Genomic DNA, 18918 nt, shown 5'->3' on the forward strand with positions numbered 1-18918 from the left:
TAGTTGTTATCACTTGCGTTTCCGCCTCGGATTTATTTCTTCTTTGGGAATAAGGAAAATAATCGGGGCCCTTTTTTCCTGTTTAGGCTTTCATATCATGTATAACGACCAAACATGCTTTTTTAGTGTGTTTGATCTTTTATCCACAGTTGTTGCTAATAGTAGATGTTCCAACTGCCGTTGTGATTAGTGTAAGTAAGCCAACCTTGCCTTTTACACCTTCTGCTTCAGAACCTTCGTTCAGTGGTTGAGGTTCCAATATCTCTCATTCGGTTTCACCTCCTTTTTATCATTTATTACAACTATCGCCAATAGTAGAAGTGCCGATGAGTGTCGGGGACTTTATTCTTTAAGAAAGAAGTTTACAAAATATTAACTGAGATTACAAGTATTCACGGAACATGAACGACTTGTTATTGCTTCTGGTTCACAACAAGATCTTCATATTTTGTCTGTAATGCCGTTTCCAAACGAAAAAAAGAAAGTGAAGCAGCCTACTTGGCTGTTTTTCACTTTCTTTTCCATACGTTTTTTCAACTCTTTTTATCAGTTAAATAAAGACAAAAGACAGATAGGACAAGGGCACAAAACATAAAAAAACCCGGAAATCGGAATTGTTTAATTTACCGAAATCCAGGTCTGATTACGAATTGTTTATTTTAGTTAGACGATTTTAATACAAGCTTCGCCACGGCTTCCACATGAGCCGTCTGCGGAAACATATCAACAGGCTGAATATATTCGACGCGATAGTCCTTCGACATCGTCTGCAAGTCTTTCGCCAGTGTGGAAGGATTGCAGGATACGTAGACGAAGCGTTTCGGTTTTACTTTTTTGATGGTATCTAAAAATGTTCTGTCACAGCCGGTTCTCGGCGGGTCGACGATGACCACGTCAGGGCGGAAGCCTTCTTTCGTCCATTTCGGGAGCCAGTGTTCGGCTGTTCCTGTGACATATGCCGCGTTTTTGATGCCGTGTTTTTTGGCGTTTTTCTTCGCATCATCAATTGATTCTTTAATGACGTCCATGCCGCGGATCTCTTTTGCGCCGCTTGAGACCCACATGCCGATCGTACCGACGCCGCAATACGCGTCTACGACTTTTTCTTTTCCTGTCAGCTGAGCCGCTTGTTTCACTTCGTCATACAGCTTGACCGTCTGCTCAGGGTTGAGCTGGAAGAAGGCGCGGGCGCTCAGTTCAAATGACACGTCACCGAGCACTTCTTGAATGGCATGGCTTCCGGCCAGCGCTTTTGTTTTGTCACCGAAAATGACGGATGTGCGCGCGCCGTTGACGTTTTGAATAATCGATTTCACTTCCGGCAGACGGTTTTGAATGGCTTTGACGATCTCGTCTTTATTCGGCAGTGTCTCTTTCGCGGTGACAAGCACGACCTGCACTTCGCCTGTTTCAAAACCGACTCTCGTCACGATGGTGCGGACATCGCCTTTTTTGGTCCGTTCGTTATAAACGGATACGTTGTGTTTTTCCAAAATACGGCGGACGATACCCGTTGTTTTGTTTGTCGCCGGATGCTGGACAATGCATTCCTTAATCGGAACGATTTTATGGGAATCCAGTCCGTATAAGCCGGCAATGATGCTGCCGCTTTGCGAGCGTCCGACTTGGAACTGGCTTTTGTTCCGGTAATTCCAAGGGTTGTCCATTCCGATCGTATCTTTAATGTTCATTTCTTCGACATTGAATCTCGTATGACGTTCCAGAGACTGAATGACGATGTCGCGTTTTTCGCGAAGCTGCTGGGTGTATGCCAGATGCTGAAGCTGACAGCCGCCGCACTGGTCGTAGACCGGGCATGGCGGCGTGACGCGGTGTTCAGACGGCTTGCGGATTTTTTTGACACGTGCTTCTGAAAATTTCGGCTGCACATTTGTCGCTTCGGCAACGACTTCTTCACCGGGCAGAGCGCCGGGAACGAAGACAACTTTTTTCTTAAAATAGCCGACGCCCTCTCCGTTAATGCCGAGACGTTTGATGGTCAGCGGAAATGTCTGTCCGATTTTCAATTCGGCAGGCGCCTTTTTTTGATGTTGATTCACGTTTTTTTCTCTCCGTTTCTATATAAAGCCTTCCTCCTGGGAAAACGGCTGATTTGAAATATCACATCTTTTCAGTATAACATGCAGCCGGCAGTTCCTTCATGTTTTTCACTGGAAGTTTCCAAAAATCCTCATCATTCAATACTTCTCCACAAGTACAAGGACGCATAGCTTAAATACGGCGCCCATTCGCTGCTTACCTGGAGCATCACGTCTTTTGACGGTTTATCCTCAAGGGCGAAGCGGCGTTTGACGGCGTTTTGCAGGCCGATATCCGCCAAAGGAAACAGATTCGGGCGGCCGAGGCCGAACATGAGGACGTTTTGGACGGTCCACGGGCCGATGCCTCTGATGGCGATCAGCTTTTTCATAATGTCTTCATCCGATAAATGGGTAAGTTCCGCCAGATTGAGCGCTCCTTCTGCAATCATCCGTGAAATGTCAATCGCATATTCCGCTTTTCTCATGCTGAACTGGAGCTCCCGCAAGTCCTGATACTCAAGCGCCGCGATCGTTTTCGGCTCGGGATAGCACCAGACGCCGTCTTTTTGTTCACCGAAGGCATGGACGAACCGTTCCGTTAAAGTAAAAGCGAAGGACAGGTTGAGCTGCTGGTGGATGATGCATTTCATGAGACAGTTGTAGACGTCATATTCCAAGACGAGCGGGGTTCCCGCATGCTCCTCAAAAAGCGCCGACAGATTTGTTTTTGAGAAATGATCAAGCACAGGCTGAAGCGGCTGCTCCCACTGAAAAATGTGTTTGATCCGTTCAATCATCTCCTCGCGGTCCGTTTCTCCGCTGACGAGAAAGACCGGGTCTGCGGCGGTGCCTTCCGCTTGAACCGTGATGACGGACAGTTTGCCGTCCCGTGTTCTGAGCGGCACTTTGATTGATCTTGCATGAAGATCGACCGCATTCAGCGGATCGAGCGACAGCCTTTCAAGGACTTTATCAAAATGATACGGCGGTGTGACCGAAACCGTTTCCTTCCACATATGCTCCACCCCTTTTTGTCCAAGTATATCATGAAGCGGCCGGGCGGCAATTCGTATACTTTTCTTCATAACGCCGCATGATATAATGGCAGGCGGAGGGTTGTTTATGATACATATAACCGCAATCACAACACATAATGAGATATTAGATAATATCCCCCTATCACGTACAGAACAACCGGACATCGCATGGTACTGGATTGATTTTTTCGGCGCTGAGATGCATGAAACCGAGCTGCTGCGAGATTATTTTCACTTTCATCCGCTTGCGATCGAGGATTGCTTTCAGCATATGCAGCGGCCGAAAATCGACCATTATGACGGCTACCGTTTTTATGTGCTCCACGCCTTGAACCCGGACACACTGGAAATGGAAGAGGTGGACATTTTTCAGTCCGACCGTTTCATCGTCAGCTTCCATTTGCACGAATCGCCCGGCGTCTCAAAGGTGAGAGAACGGTTTTTCGCTTCTCCGGGATTAGCCAAAAAAGGGCCCGGGCACATCACTTATATGATGATGGATCAGCTTGTCGATGAATATTTCCCCGTGCTGTACAAAATTGAAGACCGGCTGAATGAAATTGAAGACAGCAGAACCCATAAATCTTACGGCACTTTAATGAATGAAGTGTTTGAATTGCGGACTGATCTTTTGAACCTGAGGCGGACGATCATTCCGATGCGCGATTTAATGTACCGGATTTTGAGCCTTGACCATGTAAAAGAAAGCCGTGAAACGAAAGCGTATTTCAGCGATATTTATGACCACCTGTTAAAACTGGCTGAGCTGATCGAGTCAAACCGTGATATGACGTCAGATTTGCGGGACAGCTACGTGACGCTGAATTCAAACCGGATGAACGCCATTATGATGACATTAACCATCGTCTCGACCATTTTTATCCCGCTGACGTTCATCGCGGGGGTTTACGGCATGAATTTCGATAACATGCCTGAGCTTCATTGGAAATACGGGTATTTTATCGTTTTGGGCGTCATGGCCGTTCTTGTGGCCGCCATGCTGTTTTGGTTCGCCCGCAAAGGCTGGTTTAATATTTTCAAGTAAGAACGGCTGCCGGCTGTTCTTTTTTTTGAGAAAACATGATAGTCTGGAAAAAAACGTAAAGAGGTGTGCGCCGTTACCATCCTTTCTCACAAAATCATTTCTTCTGTCCTCCTGGCTTTCAGTGTCATGTCCATTGCCCCGCTGTATAACGGCCGTACGGTGTCTGATTACATCTTTGAGTCGCTCGGCTTTTCCTCTTGGCCGGAAAATGGAGTCCATATCTCCGTCATTCCCGGGGTTGTGCTTTACTTTGCGGCGTTAATCTGGTGTGCCGCCGCGTTCAGGCGGACGCTTCCCGCGGCGGGGCTGTTTCTGATCTTTCTCAGTATGGGGGCCGCTTCCGGTATCAGTCCTGCCACCGAATATGCCGTTTTTTCCTTAAAACAGTTCGCGCCCGAAAAAGAGGCTGTCGAATATGTGAAGCACCGCAGCGAATGCAGTCATCTGGTTGAGCGAAAAAGAGCGGGCATGAGCTGCACACTTTATATCAATCATTACGGAAAAGGGGAACAAACCATTTCTGTCACCCCGGACTTATCAGAAAACATAAAGGACGTCACATTCAAATCAAAAACATTCACTGTAAAACCCCGTTCAAAAACAATCATCAAAACCCGATTTACCGGATTTTATAAGGGGAAAGCCGCCTCAGACTCCGGATGGTCTTCAGAACCTGAACTGAAAGTGGCAATCCTGTACACAGCAGATTAACCATTTTGCATGTATAATGGTGGAAAACTTTTCATTGGAGGGACTGTGAAATGAAGATCGCCATCGTCGGACTCGGCAATATGGGCCGCCCCATCGCCGAAAATATCATGAAAGCCGGATACAGTCTGACTGTATATAACCGGACGAAAGAAAAAGCGGCTGACCTGCTGGATAAAGGGGCAGAATATGCCGAAACGCCCCGACAGGCAGCTGAACATGCGGACATCGTGCTGTCCATGCTGTCAGACGATGACGCCGTAACAGACGTGACTTTCGGAGCTTGCGGCATTATTGCCGGGTTATCTGAAAACGGCATTCATATTTCAATGAGCACGATCAGTACGGCGCTGTCAGAACAGCTTTCCGCCGCACATTCGGGCAGAGGGCAGTCCTTTATTGCCGCTCCCGTCCTCGGCCGCCCCGATGCCGCCGAGAAGGCCGAGCTTCGCATCATCACAGCCGGACCGGCGGAAGCGAAGAAAAAGGCCGAACCGCTGCTTAACATCCTGAGTCAGCAAGTATTTGACACTGGTGAAGAAACAAAAACGGCCAATGCCGCGAAAATCAGCGTCAATTTCTTGCTCGTGTCCATGCTTGAGGCGTTATCTGAATCGTTCTTAATGATGGAGAAGTACGGGTTAGAACAAAAACAATTTTTAGAAATCGCCGGCGCGCTCTTTGGCTCTCCCGTCTATCAAAATTACGGCACGATCATGGCTGAGGAGAAATTTGAGCCGGCCGGTTTCAAAATGTCTTTAGGGCTGAAGGATACCAACCTGGCGCTCGCCGCCGCAGAACAGGTTTCCGCAAAACTCCCTCTTGCCGAACTGGCCAAGAGCCATTTTGAAAGCGGGATCGCACAAGGCTTCGGGGATCTGGATTGGGCCGCTTTGATTAAATGCCTGAAATAACAAAACACCTCTCCATTACCAGGAGAGGTGTTTTTTACAGGCGCGGCAGCTTCATTTCTTTCTCGAACATCAGGTCATCAATGCTTTTAAACGTGTAGCCTTCTTTTTTCAAATCGGTAATGGCATCGTCCAGAGCTTCTGAATTGTCCTTTGAAACGGTGTGAAGAAGGTAGATCGCGCCGGGATGCGCCTGCTTTATCATGTGATCATAGGCGTATTGTTTCCCTTTTTGCTCGTTAACCTTCCAGTCGACAAATGCGACGGACCAGAAAACGGTTTGGTAGCCGAGGCGCTTCGTTTCTTTGAGGACATATTCGCTGAATACGCCGCGCGGCGGACGGAGATATAGGTTGTCCCGCTTCCCGGTAATGTTGTACACGGCTTCCGTGACGGAATCGAGTTCGTCTTGAATCTGATCGCCCGTTTTTGTCGTCAGATCAGGATGATGAAAAGAATGATTGCCGATGATATGGCCTTCCTTTGACATCCGTTTAATCAAATCAGGCTGCTCTTTCACAAAATGACCCGTGACAAAAAAAGTGCCCGTGACGTGATGTTTTTTTAACACATCAAGCACTTTCGGGGTGTACCCATTTTCATATCCGTTATCAAATGTTAAATAGATGGTCTTTTCTTTCGTATTGCCCAAATAAAAGGCATCATATTTTTTGACCAGATTGTCCAGCTGTCTGCCGGCATCCGGCGGCTGATGATTGACGCTGCGTTTAAAGCCCCAGTTTATCCGTTCATTCGGCACGGCTTCTGCGCTGTTGATGCCTCCCGCAAGTAAAACGGCCATGCAGCAAATTGAACAAAACCATTTCATGACCAGCACTCCTTCTGCATTTTTCCTTATTTTGCAGTAGGCCCTGCCCTTTTATACAGCCGCATTATGGAAAAAGAAAAACCCCGGCATCCGCCGGGGTTTATTCCCAATCCTTTTTAAAGCGTTCGTATTTTGCTTCCAGATCATCAAGCATGCCGATGAGCCGGTCTATATCTTCAACGTCCGTTGATTCAGGGTCTAATGAATCAATGACATTCATAAACATATCGAGTCTGTTCTTCAGGTAATCGAGCTGCTGATCTTTGCTGTTTACTGCATTCCCCATACTTCCACTCCATTCATTTTTTATAATGGTAGCGTATTTTTTGCCGTTTTTCAATGGTTCCGCTACTTGCGATCTTGGCAGATCAGGTCTAAAATTAACACTTGGCAGACGTTAGTATGCCCCATTTATAAAGGAGTTAGATAGTCATGACACAAAACACAACACTGCGTCCGATCACACCGGAGTACGATCCTTGGGAAGCGTACATGGATGTCGACCAGTATGGAGATATGAAACTGACGAACGTTGAATTCACAACGACGACTTTGTGCAATATGAGATGCGAGCACTGCGCCGTCGGGTACACGCTCCAGCCGAAAGACCCGAATGCGCTGCCGATCGACCTTTTATTAAAGCGGCTTGATGAAATTCCTCTGTTACGCTCTATCAGCATTACGGGCGGCGAACCGATGCTTTCGCTGAAATCGGTAAAGGAATACGTCGTCCCGCTTTTAAAATATGCCCATGAACGCGGCGTGCGCACACAGATCAATTCAAACCTGACGCTTGATATCGGGCGCTATGAACGGATTATTCCTTATTTGGACGTTCTTCACATTTCTCACAACTGGGGAACAGTCGAGGACTTTGCCGACATCGGATTTGCGATGATGGAGAAGAAACCGACATTTGAACAGCGGGCGCGCTATTTTGACAAAATGATTGAAAACAGCCGCACGCTGGTCGAAGCAGGCGTAATGGTTTCAGCGGAAACGATGCTGAACAAACGGACGCTGCCGCATATTGAACATATTCACCGGCAGATTACGGAAGAAATGAAATGCCAGCGGCACGAAGTCCATCCGATGTATCCGAGTGATTTCGCCAGCGCGCTTGAATCACTCAGCCTGAAGGACATGAGACAGGCCATTCATCATCTGCTCGACATTCGCGATGAAGAGACATGGATGCTGTTCGGTACGCTCCCGTTTTACGCATGCAGCCCTGATGAAGAAGATCAGAAGCTCCTCCGCCGCCTGCGGGAAGCGAAAAACGTTACGGTGCGAAACGACCCTGACGGCCGCTCCCGCCTGAATGTCAACATTTTTGACGGAAATATCATTGTCACGGATTTCGGCGATACACCGCCGCTCGGCAATATTAAAACAGACAGCCTTCCTGAAGCATATGACAAGTGGAGACAGACGAAGCTGAGCAAAGAGCTGAACTGCCGCTGCACAAACGTCCGGTGCCTCGGCCCGAACGTCCTTGTCAAAAACAGTTATTATCAGGACACAGATTTTTCATTACGAAAAGCCAGAGGTTAACAAAAGATGGAAACGACAATTACGGACATTTTGAAAAGCAAAGTGGTTGAGATCATCATCGTCGCTCTCGTGCTTTACGCCGGTGTTTTTCTGATCAACCGCTTTGTCCAGGTGTTATTTAAACGCACGGATTTCTTGGAGGAACGGAAAGGGAAAACGATTGAAAGCCTCGTCCGATCCATCACCCAGTATACGGCGACGATCGGTTTTATCTTTTACGTCATTTCTTTATTCGTTCATGATTTCGGCCGAATTTTAGCCGGGGCGGGTGTTGCCGGTATCGTCATCGGTTTCGGCGCCCAGTCGTTAATCAAGGACATATTGGCCGGTGTCTTTTTAATATACGAACGCCAGCTTCATAAAGGTGATTACGTGACGATTAACAATCTGTTCAACGGCACAGTCGAAGAAATCGGACTCCGTTCCCTCCAGATCCGTGAGTGGACCGGCAAGCTGCTTACCATATCTAACGGTGAGGTCAGACAGCTTCAAAACTATAACATTGATTTTATGCGGATTACCGAGTCCGTCGTGATCAGTTACAAGGAAGATCCCGAGCGGGTATATGCCGTGTTAGAAAAAGCCTGCGACATGCTCAATGATGAGCTTCGCGATTCACTGAAGCGGGATGAATTTCTCAATGCGACGGAGCCGTTTCAAGTGCATGGAATTATGAGTCTCAACAAATTAACCAGAGGCATTGAATTTACAGTGAAAGGCATGGTTCAAGACACAGAATACTTCTCGGCGAGCCTTGCGGTGAGACGCGTTCTTGCCCGGGAGCTGTACAACAACAATGTGCAATTGCTCGAGGAAATGTATCACACACAAAAAAGCTGATTCCCGAACCGGAATCAGCTTTTTTTATTTATCTCGGCTGCGCTGTCATTTGAAAACCGAATGTGACGTGATCCTGCACCGGAATCCAAGCCCCGATTCCTTGCGAAGTCACATTTTTGACGACAAGTTTCCGCTTGCTGCCTTTCAGCACCAAATACACTTCACCGTATGTTACTTTTCCTTTTTCATTAACGGCCGGAGCGTAGGCGTGCAGGTAGCCGAGCCGCTGCGGAGAAATTTTGTAGGTTTGATCGCGTTTTGTGCCTGCGCCGATAACCGTTTCAAACGCGAGCGGCAGTTTTGTTTTCTTCATCGCTTTTTGCATCATCATGCTTTTTACGTCTTCTGCGTTCGGCACCTTCGCTGTGAGCCCGCCTTTGATTTTGTATTGCTGTTCTTGGGCGTATGAGATAACCGCGGTTTGCTGTCCGCCCCGGTTATCCGCTCTGTTTGTGTTGATTTTTTTATATTCCCAGTTGGCGACCGTTTCGTTCGATTGATAGCCGAGCGCCCATTTCCCGAGAAATATTGTCGCCCGGTATCCGATGGCAAGCGGTGAACCGGAAACCGAGGATTCATTCAGCATCTTTATCAGATGCGGATTTTCGATGTTGATCTCGGATGTATCTAACAATTCCTTTGCCAGTTTGCTCGGCTGAAGCATCGGCTGGTCCTGTGAAGCATTCGGATACGTATTTTCCTTTGAAATGCTTACGACAGAGTTGGGAACCTTAAACGGTTTTTTTGCAGCGGCAGACGGCGTTGCGAAAAAACTAAAGGATAACAGCAGAATCAGTGTGGCATGAAACAGCTTTCTCATCATATCACTCTTTCTATAGCATTTTCCTTTAGTCTTTTCCTCCGCAATCGTTGTTATCCGCATTTTTTACAGGTTAAAGCAGGAAAAAACCGATCGCCATAATGACATAAGCGGCAAGGAGCGTAGCCCCTTCAAACCAGTTCGAATCACCGTCATTTGAAATCATTGTCATCAAAAGGACGGATGAGATCATCGCCACAAGCTCGGGCAATGTGAATACAAGCGGCATATTGACCGGAAAAAAGATGGAACAGATCACAAGAACCGGAGCCACAAACATGGCGATCTGCAAAGTCGAGCCTACCGCGATTTCAACGGCGACATCCATCTTGTCTTTGTACGCCATAATAATCGCCGACGCATGCTCTGCGGCATTTCCGACGATTGCGACGATAATCACTCCGATAAACAGCTCGCTCCAGCCAAACTGTTCAGCCACCGCATGAAACGTATGGACAAGGTTTTCAGATATGTAGGCGACGATAATGGTTGAAATAAATAAGACGGCTGTCGCTCTTTTCCCCGACCACTCAGGCTGCTCCTCTTCTTCCTTTGCCTCCGGCTGATTCGGCTGATAAACACCGCGGTGGGTGACGAGCTTGAAATAAAGAGCTGCCACGTACAAAAGGATCATGATGATGCTGATGCCGACACTCAAATCAAGCTTGTTTTTTTCCCCCATATCCATGGAAAACACTTCGGGAATGACAAAAGCAACGATAATGGCAAAAATCAGCAATCCGGAATTATGCCGTGCATCATGAATATTGAATTCCTGCCGCTTGTATTTCAAACCACCGATAAAAAACGACAATCCCGCGACGAGCAAAAGATTGCCGAGCACCGAACCGGTCAGTGAAGCAAGCACGATGCCCGTCAGCCCTTCTTTTAGGGCGAAAAGCGATATAATCAGCTCTACCGCATTGCCGAACGTGGCATTCAGCAGACCGCCGATCCGCGGTCCCGCGATAATGGCAAGAGATTCAGTCGCTCTCCCCATATAACTTGCAAGCGCAATAATCGTCAAGCAATAAATAATAAACAAAACCGCTGACGGCCAGTGCATCAGGCCGCCGATGACTGAAAGCGGCACTCCCGCCGCAGCTGTAAAGAAAAAAATCCGATTCATATCTGCCTGGCTCCTTTTTTCGAATGAGTCTTTTTATATCCTTCTCAAAAACTCCCTCAATTACACTTCCGCGGCAGCCCGAATTGGCATTTTCAGGTTGCCGGACGCGACAAATCCGTGTACGATCAAGAAAGATACTGAAGAAGGAGAAATACGCGATGTCACGACTGTACTTCTTTATTTTGGTTCTGCTTGTTTCCATCTCCGGATTTTCCCAAGGCATGCTTCTGCCGGTGATCTCCGTCATTTTTGAAACGAACGGGGAATCAGCCGCTATAAACGGACTTCACGCAACCGGCCTTTATATCGGCGTGCTTCTGGCGTCGCCGTTTATGGAGGCCCCGCTGCGCAAGCTCGGATTCAAACCTCTGATGGTCATGGGCGGATTTCTTGTTATCATCAGCTTATTCAGTTTTATTTGGCTTCAATCCATATGGTTATGGTTTTTTCTTCGGCTGCTTATCGGAATCGGTGATCATATGCTGCATTTTTCAACCCAAACGTGGGTGACGTCAAAGTCAACGCCCCGAAACAGAGGAAGAAACATTTCGCTGTACGGACTGTCCTTCGGGCTCGGATTCGCTGTCGGCCCGTTCATGGTCCCTCTTGTGAAAACAAGTCCGTCCCTTCCGTTTATCGTATCCGGCTGTATCAGTCTTGCCGCCTGGCTATTTGTATTTGTCTTACGTAACGAGTACCCGGCGCAAGGTCCGGATGAAACATCCGGGGATAACAGCGCAAAACGGTTTTACCGCGCCCTTCTTTTCGGCTGGGTCGCTTTTCTCCCGGCTTTCGGATACGGTTTTTTAGAAACGGCGCTGAACGGAAGCTTTCCCGTGTACGCCCTGCGCTTAGGCATATCCGTCGATGCCGTCGCGCTGATATTGCCCGCTTTTGCCATCGGAAGTATTGTATTCCAGTTCCCTCTCGGTTTATTAAGCGATCGATTCGGGAGAAAACGTGTCCTGCTCGTCATCTTATTAACGGGTGCCCTTTGCTTTTTGACGGCCGGACTGTTTCCCTCGCCTTCTGTCATCGGCTGCTGCTTTTTCACGGCGGGAATGGCGGTCGGCAGTATGTTTTCCCTCGGCATCAGCTATATGAGCGACCTGCTGCCCTCCCATCTGCTGCCGGCGGGCAATCTGCTCTGCGGCATTTCCTTCAGCCTCGGCAGCATGATCGGCCCGGTGGCGGGCGGCTGGTATATGCAGCGGTTTGAAAGCGCCAATTTGTTTTACTTTATTACGGTGATTCTGGTCTGTATTTGGCTTGCGCTCGTCTTCGGGAAAACAAAGCACAGCCCCGCATCCGAATCCCATTCTTTTCCGTCCTCATAAAAAAAGCCGCCTGATCTAAGTCAGGCGGCTTCTTTCTAGTGGTATCCGTTCTGCCCGTTAGCGCTTCCGCTTGTTTTATTCTTCGGGCCGTTTTTTGAGTTTTGTTTATTATGGCTTCCGCCTTTTTTCGTATGCTTGGTCATAGCCGATTCCCTCCGTTTTTCAGCTTGAACGTCATCCGTTCCTCTATAGCTTGCTCCCGCGGTACGGATTTTCATCAGGAAGCTTTTTACGTTTATGTAAAAGCGCGTTGATTTCGCCTCCTAAAATCAGCAGTGTTCCCGTAAGGTAAAACCAGATCATAAGGACGATAATTCCCCCGATGCTCCCGTATGTGGCGCTGTAGTTGGCAAAGGTGCCGACGTAAAATGAGAACAGCATACTGACGATAATCCAGCCGGCTGCCGCAAATACGGCTCCCGGCAGCACAAAACGGAGGGAAAGCCTTTTATTCGGCGCGAAAATGTAAAGCGCGGTAAACACGATTAAAAGGATAAGCGGACTGATACCCCAGCGGACAACCGACCACACCTGCAAAAACAGGCCGGAGGCGCCGATGAAATCTGCGGCCAGCATTCCGATTTCTCTGCCGAACACCGGCAGAAGCAATGCGATTAAAATCGTAACCACCATCGCGATGGTTAAAAAAATTGAGGTCAGGCGAATGATGATAAATGAGCGGTTTTCCTCGACTTCGTAGGCATGGTTAAATGCTCTGACAATCGCGTTCATACCATTCGAAGCCGACCAGATGACGGCGATAATCCCGAATGACAAAAGCCCGCCGCTGCGCTTGTTCAGCGTTTGCTCTGTTATGGATTTCACCATAGACATGGCGCTGTCGGGCGCGTATTGATCGACCGCCCCGAGCACGTCTTCTGCCGATATGGGAAGATAGGCGGTGAGCGTCAGCATGAAAATCATTAACGGAAACAATGACAGCAGGAAAAAATACGCCAGCTCCGCCGATTTACTTTGTCCTTCATGGAGAGAAAACCTTGCAAACAGCTCCTTTATAAAACTCATGACATCCCACCTCAATGATCGTTTTTCGAAAAATGCTCCTTCGTTTCTTTTAACAGGTCAATGACCTGCGGTGTCGTCTGCTTCAGCTTAGTGATCTGGCCGTTTAAAAAACTCAGATCATCCGATACGGTATTGGCGATGGTCTTCACTTGATCAAGTTTTGCAGATGCCTGCTGTTTCAGCACTTCAGGATGTTTTCGGTAGAATGCCGCACGCTGCCTGCACGCGTCCATGTTCCGGAAACATGCCTCTCTTGTCGGCTTATGTAATAAGGACAGTGCTCCCCCGGCGGCAGCGCCGATCAGAATCGCTTTTGCCATGATGCGTGTCTGCTTCATCGGTCAATCCCCCTTATAAATGATGGTCTTTCTTTATTGTCTCCAGCAAATGACGGCACCCGGACTCGACCAAAGCGTACACCTCGCTGAAATTCCCGGTATAATACGGATCGGGCACGTCCGCAAGGTCCGACTCCGGTACATAATCAAGCAGCCTTGCAATACGCGGCGCCGCTTTTTTATAACCGGCCATGCTGCGCAGATGTCCGATATTTTCTGCATCCATCGCAATGACGTAATCAAAATCGGTCAGATCAGACTCACGCACCTGCCTCGCCGTGATGCCGCTTACGCTGATCCCTTTCTCCTTTAGGATCTCCTTTGTCCCTTCATGCGGCGGATTTCCCGCATGCCAGGCGCCGATTCCCGCTGAATCAATGTTAATCTGCCCGTTCAGCCCGTTTTTCTTCACCATATCAGAAAATACCGCCTCTGCCATAGGCGACCGGCAAATATTTCCCAGACAGACAAACAACACATGTATCATATCGATAACCTCCCTAGTCTTTCCCCGCATTTTGAGGATCAAAAACCTTATCATCATCTTAGCAACTTTTCTGCTGCTGTGGAAATAAGCTTTTATTCTAAATGAATTCTGTTAGAATAAAGGGTACGAAAACGGTCATGAAAGGATGCATGAATTTGCCGAGCCAAAAAACAGAAACGTTAAACAAAATGATTGAAGACATTTCGCAAAAGCTCAACATGCTCAATGTCGGCGTCATCAGAGCGGAAGATTTCAGTGATGAAAAAATAGAAGATCTTACATACCTTCATCAAATGGTCATGAAAAAAGCATCATTCAGCCCGAGTGAAATGCAGGCCATTGCCGAGGAGCTCGCCTCTCTCAGAAAATAAACCCATGTCAGACCTGCCGAAAAACGGCGGGTCTTTTTTTGATTTAAAAAAGTGAAAAATAAAAGTTCATCGGTTTGACACATATAAAAAGAAGGAGTATAGTAACTGTGAACTTGGTAGAACGATATACTAAATGAGCGGGCCGCTTATCTTTTTTTATTTAGTAGAACGATATACTCGTTGTGATATCAGCGTTATTCAAGTTTGTCTCTGCAACCGTTTTATCAAACCAGTTTTCAAAGAAAGGCAGTGGTTCAATAAAGGGGAATGGTTCTGTGCTTTTGTTAATTTAAAAATTAATTTAATTCTTTATTAACCGCATTAGGGGATGTCATCATGAAAAACATATACACCAAAATGGCAGCGGGTCTTTATGTTAATTATTTCCTGCTGGGCATGATCAATATTATTATCGCATCCAATATGGAGGCATTATCAAAACAGCTTCATACATCCGCAGCCGGGGTCAGCTATTTGGTCTCCGCCATCGGGATCGGGAAGCTGATTTCGCTTCTGTTTGCCGGGAAGCTTTCGGATACATTCGGGAGACGGCCGTTTATCGTGTCGGGCGCCTTTCTGTATCTGATTTTCCTAATCGGAATTCCGCTTTCGACAAACTATACGGCCGCGTTTATCTTCGCCATTTTCGCCGGGATCGCCAATTCCTTCTTGGATTCCGGGACATATCCGGCGCTTATTGAAGGATTTCCGAAAAACGCAAGCTCTGCAACCGTGTTAATCAAAGCGTTTGTATCCATCGGCGCGACGGTGCTTCCGTTTTTTATCGCGTTTATTGCGGACAGGCATTTGTTTTACGGCTGGACGTTTTTCGTACCGGGCATTATTTTCTTCCTGAACGGCTTTTTCCTGTTAAAAGTTCCGTTTCCGAATCATAAGCAAAAAGAAGACGGCGGCCGGACGGAAGCCTCTCCGTCTGATGACGCGTTCACATCACAGCCGTCGATATGGCGTGAAGGCCTTGCGATCATTCTGTTAGGCTTTTCATCTACGGCGCTGTTTATGCTCGTTCAAGTATGGCTTCCTAAGTTCGGGCAAACCGTTTTGGGCATGCCTGAGGTGCAGGCTGTCAAATTGCTGAGCTATTACAGCATCGGTGCGCTTGTGTCCGTATTATTGCTGGCCGTGCTGTTAAACAGAGTGATTCAGCCGATTACGGTAATGGTGCTGTACCCTGTGATCGCGGCAATCGCGCTGCTTGCTCTGATTTTCATTCATCAGCCGGCCGTATCAGTCATCAGCTCCTTTGTCATCGGACTTTCAACTGCGGGCATTCTGCAATTGGCGATGACGGTTATGGCTGTTTTATTCCCTAAAAATAAAGGTACGATCACATCTTTTGTTAATATAGCATCAAGCTTATCTTTTATTGTCATTCCGCTTGTAACGGGAGCGATATCCAAAGCGGCCGGCCTGACGCCTGTTTTTCTGCTTGATATCGGAATTGCGGTTGTCAGCGCCCTTCTCGCATTGTTTATCGGAATCCGCTTTAAGCAAGTGATGAAAGCCTGACTATTTTTTAAGGGAGAGGATTTATCATGCAATCTATCACGATCAGAAACACGGTCATCGGCGAAGGGCTTCCGAAGATCATTGTGCCGCTGATGGCGCCCGGAGAGAAAGAACTGCTCGAAGAAATTGAAGCCGTCAACAGGCTTCGCCCGGATATCATTGAGTGGCGGGCGGATGTGTACGAGCACGTTGACAGCCTGGACGCCGTAAAAGGCATGCTTGAAAAGCTGCGGAAAGCCGCAGGCGCAACACCGCTGCTTTTCACATTCAGAACTCATAAAGAAGGCGGAAATAAAGTTATTGATGATCGCTTCTACATTGAATTGCTTAAAACCGCCATCGAAACAAAACACATTGACCTTGCAGACGTTGAGTTGTTTACGGGAGAAGCGGAAGTCAAATCAATTGTGAAAACCGCTGAAGACAACGGCGTATATGTTGTCATGTCCAATCATGATTTTCATCAGACACCGAAAAAAGAAGAAATCATTTCCCGGCTGCGGAACATGCAGGCGTACGGCGCGCACATTCCGAAAATCGCGGTGATGCCGCAAAGCACGGAAGATGTTTTCGTCTTATTGGATGCCACTCACACGATGAAAACACAATACGCAGACCGGCCGATCATCACGATGTCAATGGCGGGAACAGGTCTGATCAGCCGCCTGGCCGGCGAAGTCTTCGGCTCAGCGTGCACGTTCGGCGCGGGCAAAGAAGCATCAGCGCCCGGACAGATTCCCGTTGAAGAATTGCGCAGCGTACTCAGCATTTTAAATAAACATATGTAATCAGCGTTTTTCTGCCCTCAAAGCGGGTTGAAAAACAAATGAATGGACTAACGGAGGAATACATCATGAAGAAAGAATTAGGACGGATTAACGGAAAAACTCAGCTTATCGGATTATTCGCGACACCGATCGGACACTCATTATCTCCGGCGATGCACAACCTGGCGTTTAAAAAATTAGGATTGAACTACGCATACCTCGCGTTTGAAGTCGGCAATGAACAGCTGGAAGATGTGGTAACGGGAATGCGCGCCTTAAACGTCAGAGGCTTCAATATCTCGATGCCGAACAAGATGAACATTCTCCCTTACCTCGATGAACTCGCGGATTCAGCGAAATTCACCGGCGCGGTGAATACAGTCGTTAATGAAAACGGAAGACTGATCGGACACTCCACTGACGGTATGGGATACGTCCGCAACTTAAAAGAACACGGTATCGATATCACGGGCAAAAAAATGACGCTGGTCGGTTCCGGCGGGGCCGCCACTCCGATAGCGATTCAATCCGCATTGGAAGGCCTCGGAGAAATCTCTATTTTCGCCCGCAATGACGCGTTTTTCGAAAAAGCGGAAGAAAACGTCCGCATTATCAATGAAGAAATGAAGGGATCTTCTTGCAAAGCGAAAGTCTTCCCGCTCGAAGATCAAGATGCGCTGCGTGCTGAAATCGCTTCAAGCGATATTTTCACAAACGGAACGGGTGTCGGCATGAAACCGCTTGAAGGCTTGAGCGTCATTGAAGATACATCCATGCTCCGTCCGGATTTGATTGTGACAGACGTCGTTTACAACCCCGTTACGTCGAAATTGCTTGAACAAGCTCAAGCGGCCGGCTGCAACACCATTAACGGCCGCGGCATGATGCTTTGGCAGGGCGCCATGGCGTTTGAATATTGGACAGGCCGTGAAATGCCGGTTCAGTATATTAAAGAGCAAATGTTTGAATAACCTATTGTGACATAAGCGCCGAAGGACAATCCGTCTTCCGGCGCTTTGTCATTTTCTCCCCTCTCTCTTTCTTCTCATGCGCCAAAACGCTTATAATGGATGTAACGAATAAAAACCAAGTGAGGAATGCGACGTATGAAACAGCAAAAAAAACGCCGGGTGACATTGCAGCAGGTCGCTGAACATGCCGGCGTCTCAACATCCACCGCTTCATTAATCGTCCGCAATAATCCGCGAATTTCCGAAGCGACCCGTGAGAAAGTGCTGCAATCCATGCGGGAGCTGGGGTACGTATATGATCGGGTCGCCGCGAATTTACGATCACAGACGTCCACAACGGTAGGATTGATTATTACTGACATTTCCAATACGTTTTTCTCAGAGTTTCTGATCGGCGTTCAGAATACGCTTGAGGAAGTCGGATTAACGGTGCTGTTAGGCACGACATTTGATTCCGTCGCCAAGCAGGAGCAGCTGATCTCAACCATGCTGGAGCACAGGGTCGGCGGATTGATTTTGTGCCCGGTTTCAGGTACGGCTGAGGAAACCCTTTCCCGCCTTGAGCAGCTTGACATTCCGGTCGTGCTCGCCGTCAGGGAGATTGCCGATGCCGACTGTGATTTTGTCGGAGCCGATTATGAGGAAGGCACCTATAAGGCAGTGCGTCATTTCATTGAGAAAGGCCATCAGGAGATTGCGTTTCTGGGCGGCGTGAAGCACTCGTCAACATGGACGAAGCGCATGAAAGGGTTTAAAAAAGCGCTCCGTGAAGCGGATCTGGAAGTGAAAAATGACTATGTCATTGACAGCGCGCCGACCCGCGAAGCAGGCTGTGAAGCCGTGACGGAGCTCCTCCGCCGGTCTGAGCGCCCGACCGCGATTTTCTGCTTCAGTGATTTGGTCGCGTTCGGCGTCATGCAAGGGATCAGAAAAGCCGGGCTCATTCCGGGCGAAGATATTGACATTGTCGGCTTTGATAACGTGCCGGAAGCTGAAATTTCTTATCCCCCGCTTACAACCGTTTCTTCCTTTCCGCGGCAGTCGGGAAAAGAAGCGGCTCAATTGCTGCATCATAAAATCACCAGTTCCCAGCACAAAAAACAACGCATTATTCTGGCGCCTGAGCTGGTTATCCGGGAATCTTCACAAAAAAAGCGGAACGCCTGATACGGCGCT

The 18918-nt window shown here is 48.0% G+C and carries 21 protein-coding genes; 11 read left to right on the top strand and 10 right to left on the bottom strand.

The window, feature by feature from the left end; translation table 11 throughout:
• Window positions 1-139: 139 nt before the first annotated feature.
• The 3 genes from BZ167_RS20310 to BZ167_RS05540 all read right to left on the bottom strand — a co-directional run bounded on the left by BZ167_RS20310 (window position 140) and on the right by BZ167_RS05540 (window position 3058).
• Window positions 140-259 carry a class III lanthipeptide gene (locus BZ167_RS20310; protein WP_202631770.1) on the bottom strand — a complete coding sequence of 40 codons (120 nt, stop codon included), beginning with the start codon at window positions 257-259 and terminating at the stop codon, window positions 140-142.
• A 400-nt stretch (window positions 260-659) separates the two neighbouring features.
• Window positions 660-2060, bottom strand: a complete 1401-nt coding sequence (rlmD, locus tag BZ167_RS05535; protein ID WP_015417040.1) for a 23S rRNA (uracil(1939)-C(5))-methyltransferase RlmD — start codon at window positions 2058-2060, stop codon at window positions 660-662.
• A 134-nt stretch (window positions 2061-2194) separates the two neighbouring features.
• The gene (locus BZ167_RS05540) at window positions 2195-3058 is read right to left on the bottom strand and encodes a DNA-3-methyladenine glycosylase family protein (protein ID WP_031378890.1); all 864 of its coding nucleotides are present in this window, start codon (window positions 3056-3058) and stop codon (window positions 2195-2197) included.
• Window positions 3059-3164: 106 nt separating this feature from the next.
• Between BZ167_RS05540 and corA the strand changes: the two genes are divergently transcribed.
• From corA to BZ167_RS05555, 3 genes are all read left to right on the top strand, one after another.
• Window positions 3165-4124, top strand: coding sequence for a magnesium/cobalt transporter CorA (gene corA, locus BZ167_RS05545; RefSeq protein ID WP_012117086.1), 960 nt, complete (start codon window positions 3165-3167; stop codon window positions 4122-4124).
• A gap of 63 nt (window positions 4125-4187) precedes the next feature.
• A complete protein-coding gene (locus BZ167_RS05550; protein WP_061890495.1) occupies window positions 4188-4835 on the top strand; it encodes a hypothetical protein in 648 nt (215 codons plus the stop codon).
• A 50-nt stretch (window positions 4836-4885) separates the two neighbouring features.
• Window positions 4886-5746 carry an NAD(P)-dependent oxidoreductase gene (locus BZ167_RS05555; protein WP_015417037.1) on the top strand — a complete coding sequence of 287 codons (861 nt, stop codon included), beginning with the start codon at window positions 4886-4888 and terminating at the stop codon, window positions 5744-5746.
• A gap of 34 nt (window positions 5747-5780) precedes the next feature.
• On the opposite strand, the gene pdaA is transcribed toward BZ167_RS05555, so the two are convergent.
• Both pdaA and BZ167_RS05565 read right to left on the bottom strand, forming a co-directional pair.
• Window positions 5781-6572, bottom strand: a complete 792-nt coding sequence (pdaA, locus tag BZ167_RS05560; RefSeq protein WP_003155556.1) for a delta-lactam-biosynthetic de-N-acetylase — start codon at window positions 6570-6572, stop codon at window positions 5781-5783.
• 100 nt (window positions 6573-6672) lie between these two features.
• Window positions 6673-6858 (bottom strand): SE1561 family protein, encoded by a 186-nt coding sequence (locus tag BZ167_RS05565; protein WP_003155558.1) that lies wholly within the window; start codon window positions 6856-6858, stop codon window positions 6673-6675.
• 146 nt (window positions 6859-7004) lie between these two features.
• Here BZ167_RS05565 and yfkAB point away from each other — a divergent pair, with 146 nt between their 5' ends.
• Both yfkAB and BZ167_RS05575 read left to right on the top strand, forming a co-directional pair.
• The gene (gene yfkAB / locus BZ167_RS05570; protein ID WP_014417201.1) at window positions 7005-8126 is read left to right on the top strand and encodes a radical SAM/CxCxxxxC motif protein YfkAB; all 1122 of its coding nucleotides are present in this window, start codon (window positions 7005-7007) and stop codon (window positions 8124-8126) included.
• Between the two features lie 6 nt (window positions 8127-8132).
• Window positions 8133-8966: a mechanosensitive ion channel family protein gene (locus BZ167_RS05575; protein ID WP_007408513.1), complete on the top strand. Its 834-nt coding sequence runs from the start codon at window positions 8133-8135 to the stop codon at window positions 8964-8966.
• A 28-nt stretch (window positions 8967-8994) separates the two neighbouring features.
• Here BZ167_RS05575 and BZ167_RS05580 read toward each other — a convergent pair whose 3' ends face one another.
• Complete coding sequence (locus tag BZ167_RS05580; protein WP_023356782.1) at window positions 8995-9789, bottom strand: YfkD famly protein; 795 nt, start codon at window positions 9787-9789, stop codon at window positions 8995-8997.
• Between the two features lie 70 nt (window positions 9790-9859).
• Complete coding sequence (cax, locus tag BZ167_RS05585; RefSeq protein ID WP_007408511.1) at window positions 9860-10915, bottom strand: calcium/proton exchanger; 1056 nt, start codon at window positions 10913-10915, stop codon at window positions 9860-9862.
• Between the two features lie 158 nt (window positions 10916-11073).
• Here cax and BZ167_RS05590 point away from each other — a divergent pair, with 158 nt between their 5' ends.
• Window positions 11074-12252, top strand: a complete 1179-nt coding sequence (locus BZ167_RS05590; protein WP_031378888.1) for an MFS transporter — start codon at window positions 11074-11076, stop codon at window positions 12250-12252.
• A 186-nt stretch (window positions 12253-12438) separates the two neighbouring features.
• On the opposite strand, the gene BZ167_RS05595 is transcribed toward BZ167_RS05590, so the two are convergent.
• Genes BZ167_RS05595 through BZ167_RS05605 form a run of 3 tightly spaced genes read right to left on the bottom strand, consistent with a single transcriptional unit; the run spans window position 12439 to window position 14103 of the window.
• Window positions 12439-13278 carry a YihY family inner membrane protein gene (locus tag BZ167_RS05595; protein WP_007408509.1) on the bottom strand — a complete coding sequence of 280 codons (840 nt, stop codon included), beginning with the start codon at window positions 13276-13278 and terminating at the stop codon, window positions 12439-12441.
• An 11-nt stretch (window positions 13279-13289) separates the two neighbouring features.
• Entirely contained in the window at window positions 13290-13616 is a 327-nt protein-coding gene (locus BZ167_RS05600; protein ID WP_015239397.1) for a hypothetical protein, read from the bottom strand.
• A gap of 13 nt (window positions 13617-13629) precedes the next feature.
• The gene (locus BZ167_RS05605) at window positions 13630-14103 is read right to left on the bottom strand and encodes a low molecular weight protein-tyrosine-phosphatase (RefSeq protein WP_053573589.1); all 474 of its coding nucleotides are present in this window, start codon (window positions 14101-14103) and stop codon (window positions 13630-13632) included.
• 155 nt (window positions 14104-14258) lie between these two features.
• Here BZ167_RS05605 and BZ167_RS05610 point away from each other — a divergent pair, with 155 nt between their 5' ends.
• From BZ167_RS05610 to BZ167_RS05630, 5 genes are all read left to right on the top strand, one after another.
• On the top strand, window positions 14259-14474 hold the full coding sequence (locus BZ167_RS05610; protein WP_108702396.1) for a DUF1128 domain-containing protein: 216 nt from the start codon (window positions 14259-14261) through the stop codon (window positions 14472-14474).
• A 336-nt stretch (window positions 14475-14810) separates the two neighbouring features.
• Window positions 14811-16004, top strand: a complete 1194-nt coding sequence (locus BZ167_RS05615; RefSeq protein ID WP_053573587.1) for an MFS transporter — start codon at window positions 14811-14813, stop codon at window positions 16002-16004.
• 26 nt (window positions 16005-16030) lie between these two features.
• Window positions 16031-16792 (top strand): type I 3-dehydroquinate dehydratase, encoded by a 762-nt coding sequence (aroD, locus tag BZ167_RS05620; RefSeq protein WP_015417031.1) that lies wholly within the window; start codon window positions 16031-16033, stop codon window positions 16790-16792.
• 65 nt (window positions 16793-16857) lie between these two features.
• Complete coding sequence (locus tag BZ167_RS05625) at window positions 16858-17742, top strand: shikimate dehydrogenase (protein WP_077391969.1); 885 nt, start codon at window positions 16858-16860, stop codon at window positions 17740-17742.
• A gap of 135 nt (window positions 17743-17877) precedes the next feature.
• Window positions 17878-18909 carry a LacI family DNA-binding transcriptional regulator gene (locus BZ167_RS05630; RefSeq protein ID WP_015417030.1) on the top strand — a complete coding sequence of 344 codons (1032 nt, stop codon included), beginning with the start codon at window positions 17878-17880 and terminating at the stop codon, window positions 18907-18909.
• The last annotated feature ends 9 nt before the right edge of the window (window positions 18910-18918 follow it).

The organism is Bacillus sp. 275 (genome assembly GCF_001999205.1).
Taxonomy (GTDB): Bacteria; Bacillota; Bacilli; order Bacillales; family Bacillaceae; genus Bacillus; species Bacillus velezensis.

Excerpts from the sequence above, each read along its gene's own strand:
- BZ167_RS05540 (WP_031378890.1), bottom strand. The coding sequence starts at position 3,058 with ATGTGGAAGGAAACGGTTTCGGTCACACCGCCGTATCATTTTGATAAA.
- corA (WP_012117086.1), top strand. The coding sequence starts at position 3,165 with ATGATACATATAACCGCAATCACAACACATAATGAGATATTAGATAAT.
- BZ167_RS05555 (WP_015417037.1), top strand. The coding sequence starts at position 4,886 with ATGAAGATCGCCATCGTCGGACTCGGCAATATGGGCCGCCCCATCGCC.
- pdaA (WP_003155556.1), bottom strand. The coding sequence starts at position 6,572 with ATGAAATGGTTTTGTTCAATTTGCTGCATGGCCGTTTTACTTGCGGGA.
- BZ167_RS05565 (WP_003155558.1), bottom strand. The coding sequence starts at position 6,858 with ATGGGGAATGCAGTAAACAGCAAAGATCAGCAGCTCGATTACCTGAAG.
- yfkAB (WP_014417201.1), top strand. The coding sequence starts at position 7,005 with ATGACACAAAACACAACACTGCGTCCGATCACACCGGAGTACGATCCT.
- BZ167_RS05575 (WP_007408513.1), top strand. The coding sequence starts at position 8,133 with ATGGAAACGACAATTACGGACATTTTGAAAAGCAAAGTGGTTGAGATC.
- BZ167_RS05580 (WP_023356782.1), bottom strand. The coding sequence starts at position 9,789 with ATGATGAGAAAGCTGTTTCATGCCACACTGATTCTGCTGTTATCCTTT.
- cax (WP_007408511.1), bottom strand. The coding sequence starts at position 10,915 with ATGAATCGGATTTTTTTCTTTACAGCTGCGGCGGGAGTGCCGCTTTCA.
- BZ167_RS05590 (WP_031378888.1), top strand. The coding sequence starts at position 11,074 with ATGTCACGACTGTACTTCTTTATTTTGGTTCTGCTTGTTTCCATCTCC.
- BZ167_RS05595 (WP_007408509.1), bottom strand. The coding sequence starts at position 13,278 with ATGAGTTTTATAAAGGAGCTGTTTGCAAGGTTTTCTCTCCATGAAGGA.
- BZ167_RS05600 (WP_015239397.1), bottom strand. The coding sequence starts at position 13,616 with ATGAAGCAGACACGCATCATGGCAAAAGCGATTCTGATCGGCGCTGCC.
- BZ167_RS05605 (WP_053573589.1), bottom strand. The coding sequence starts at position 14,103 with ATGATACATGTGTTGTTTGTCTGTCTGGGAAATATTTGCCGGTCGCCT.
- BZ167_RS05615 (WP_053573587.1), top strand. The coding sequence starts at position 14,811 with ATGAAAAACATATACACCAAAATGGCAGCGGGTCTTTATGTTAATTAT.
- aroD (WP_015417031.1), top strand. The coding sequence starts at position 16,031 with ATGCAATCTATCACGATCAGAAACACGGTCATCGGCGAAGGGCTTCCG.
- BZ167_RS05625 (WP_077391969.1), top strand. The coding sequence starts at position 16,858 with ATGAAGAAAGAATTAGGACGGATTAACGGAAAAACTCAGCTTATCGGA.
- BZ167_RS05630 (WP_015417030.1), top strand. The coding sequence starts at position 17,878 with ATGAAACAGCAAAAAAAACGCCGGGTGACATTGCAGCAGGTCGCTGAA.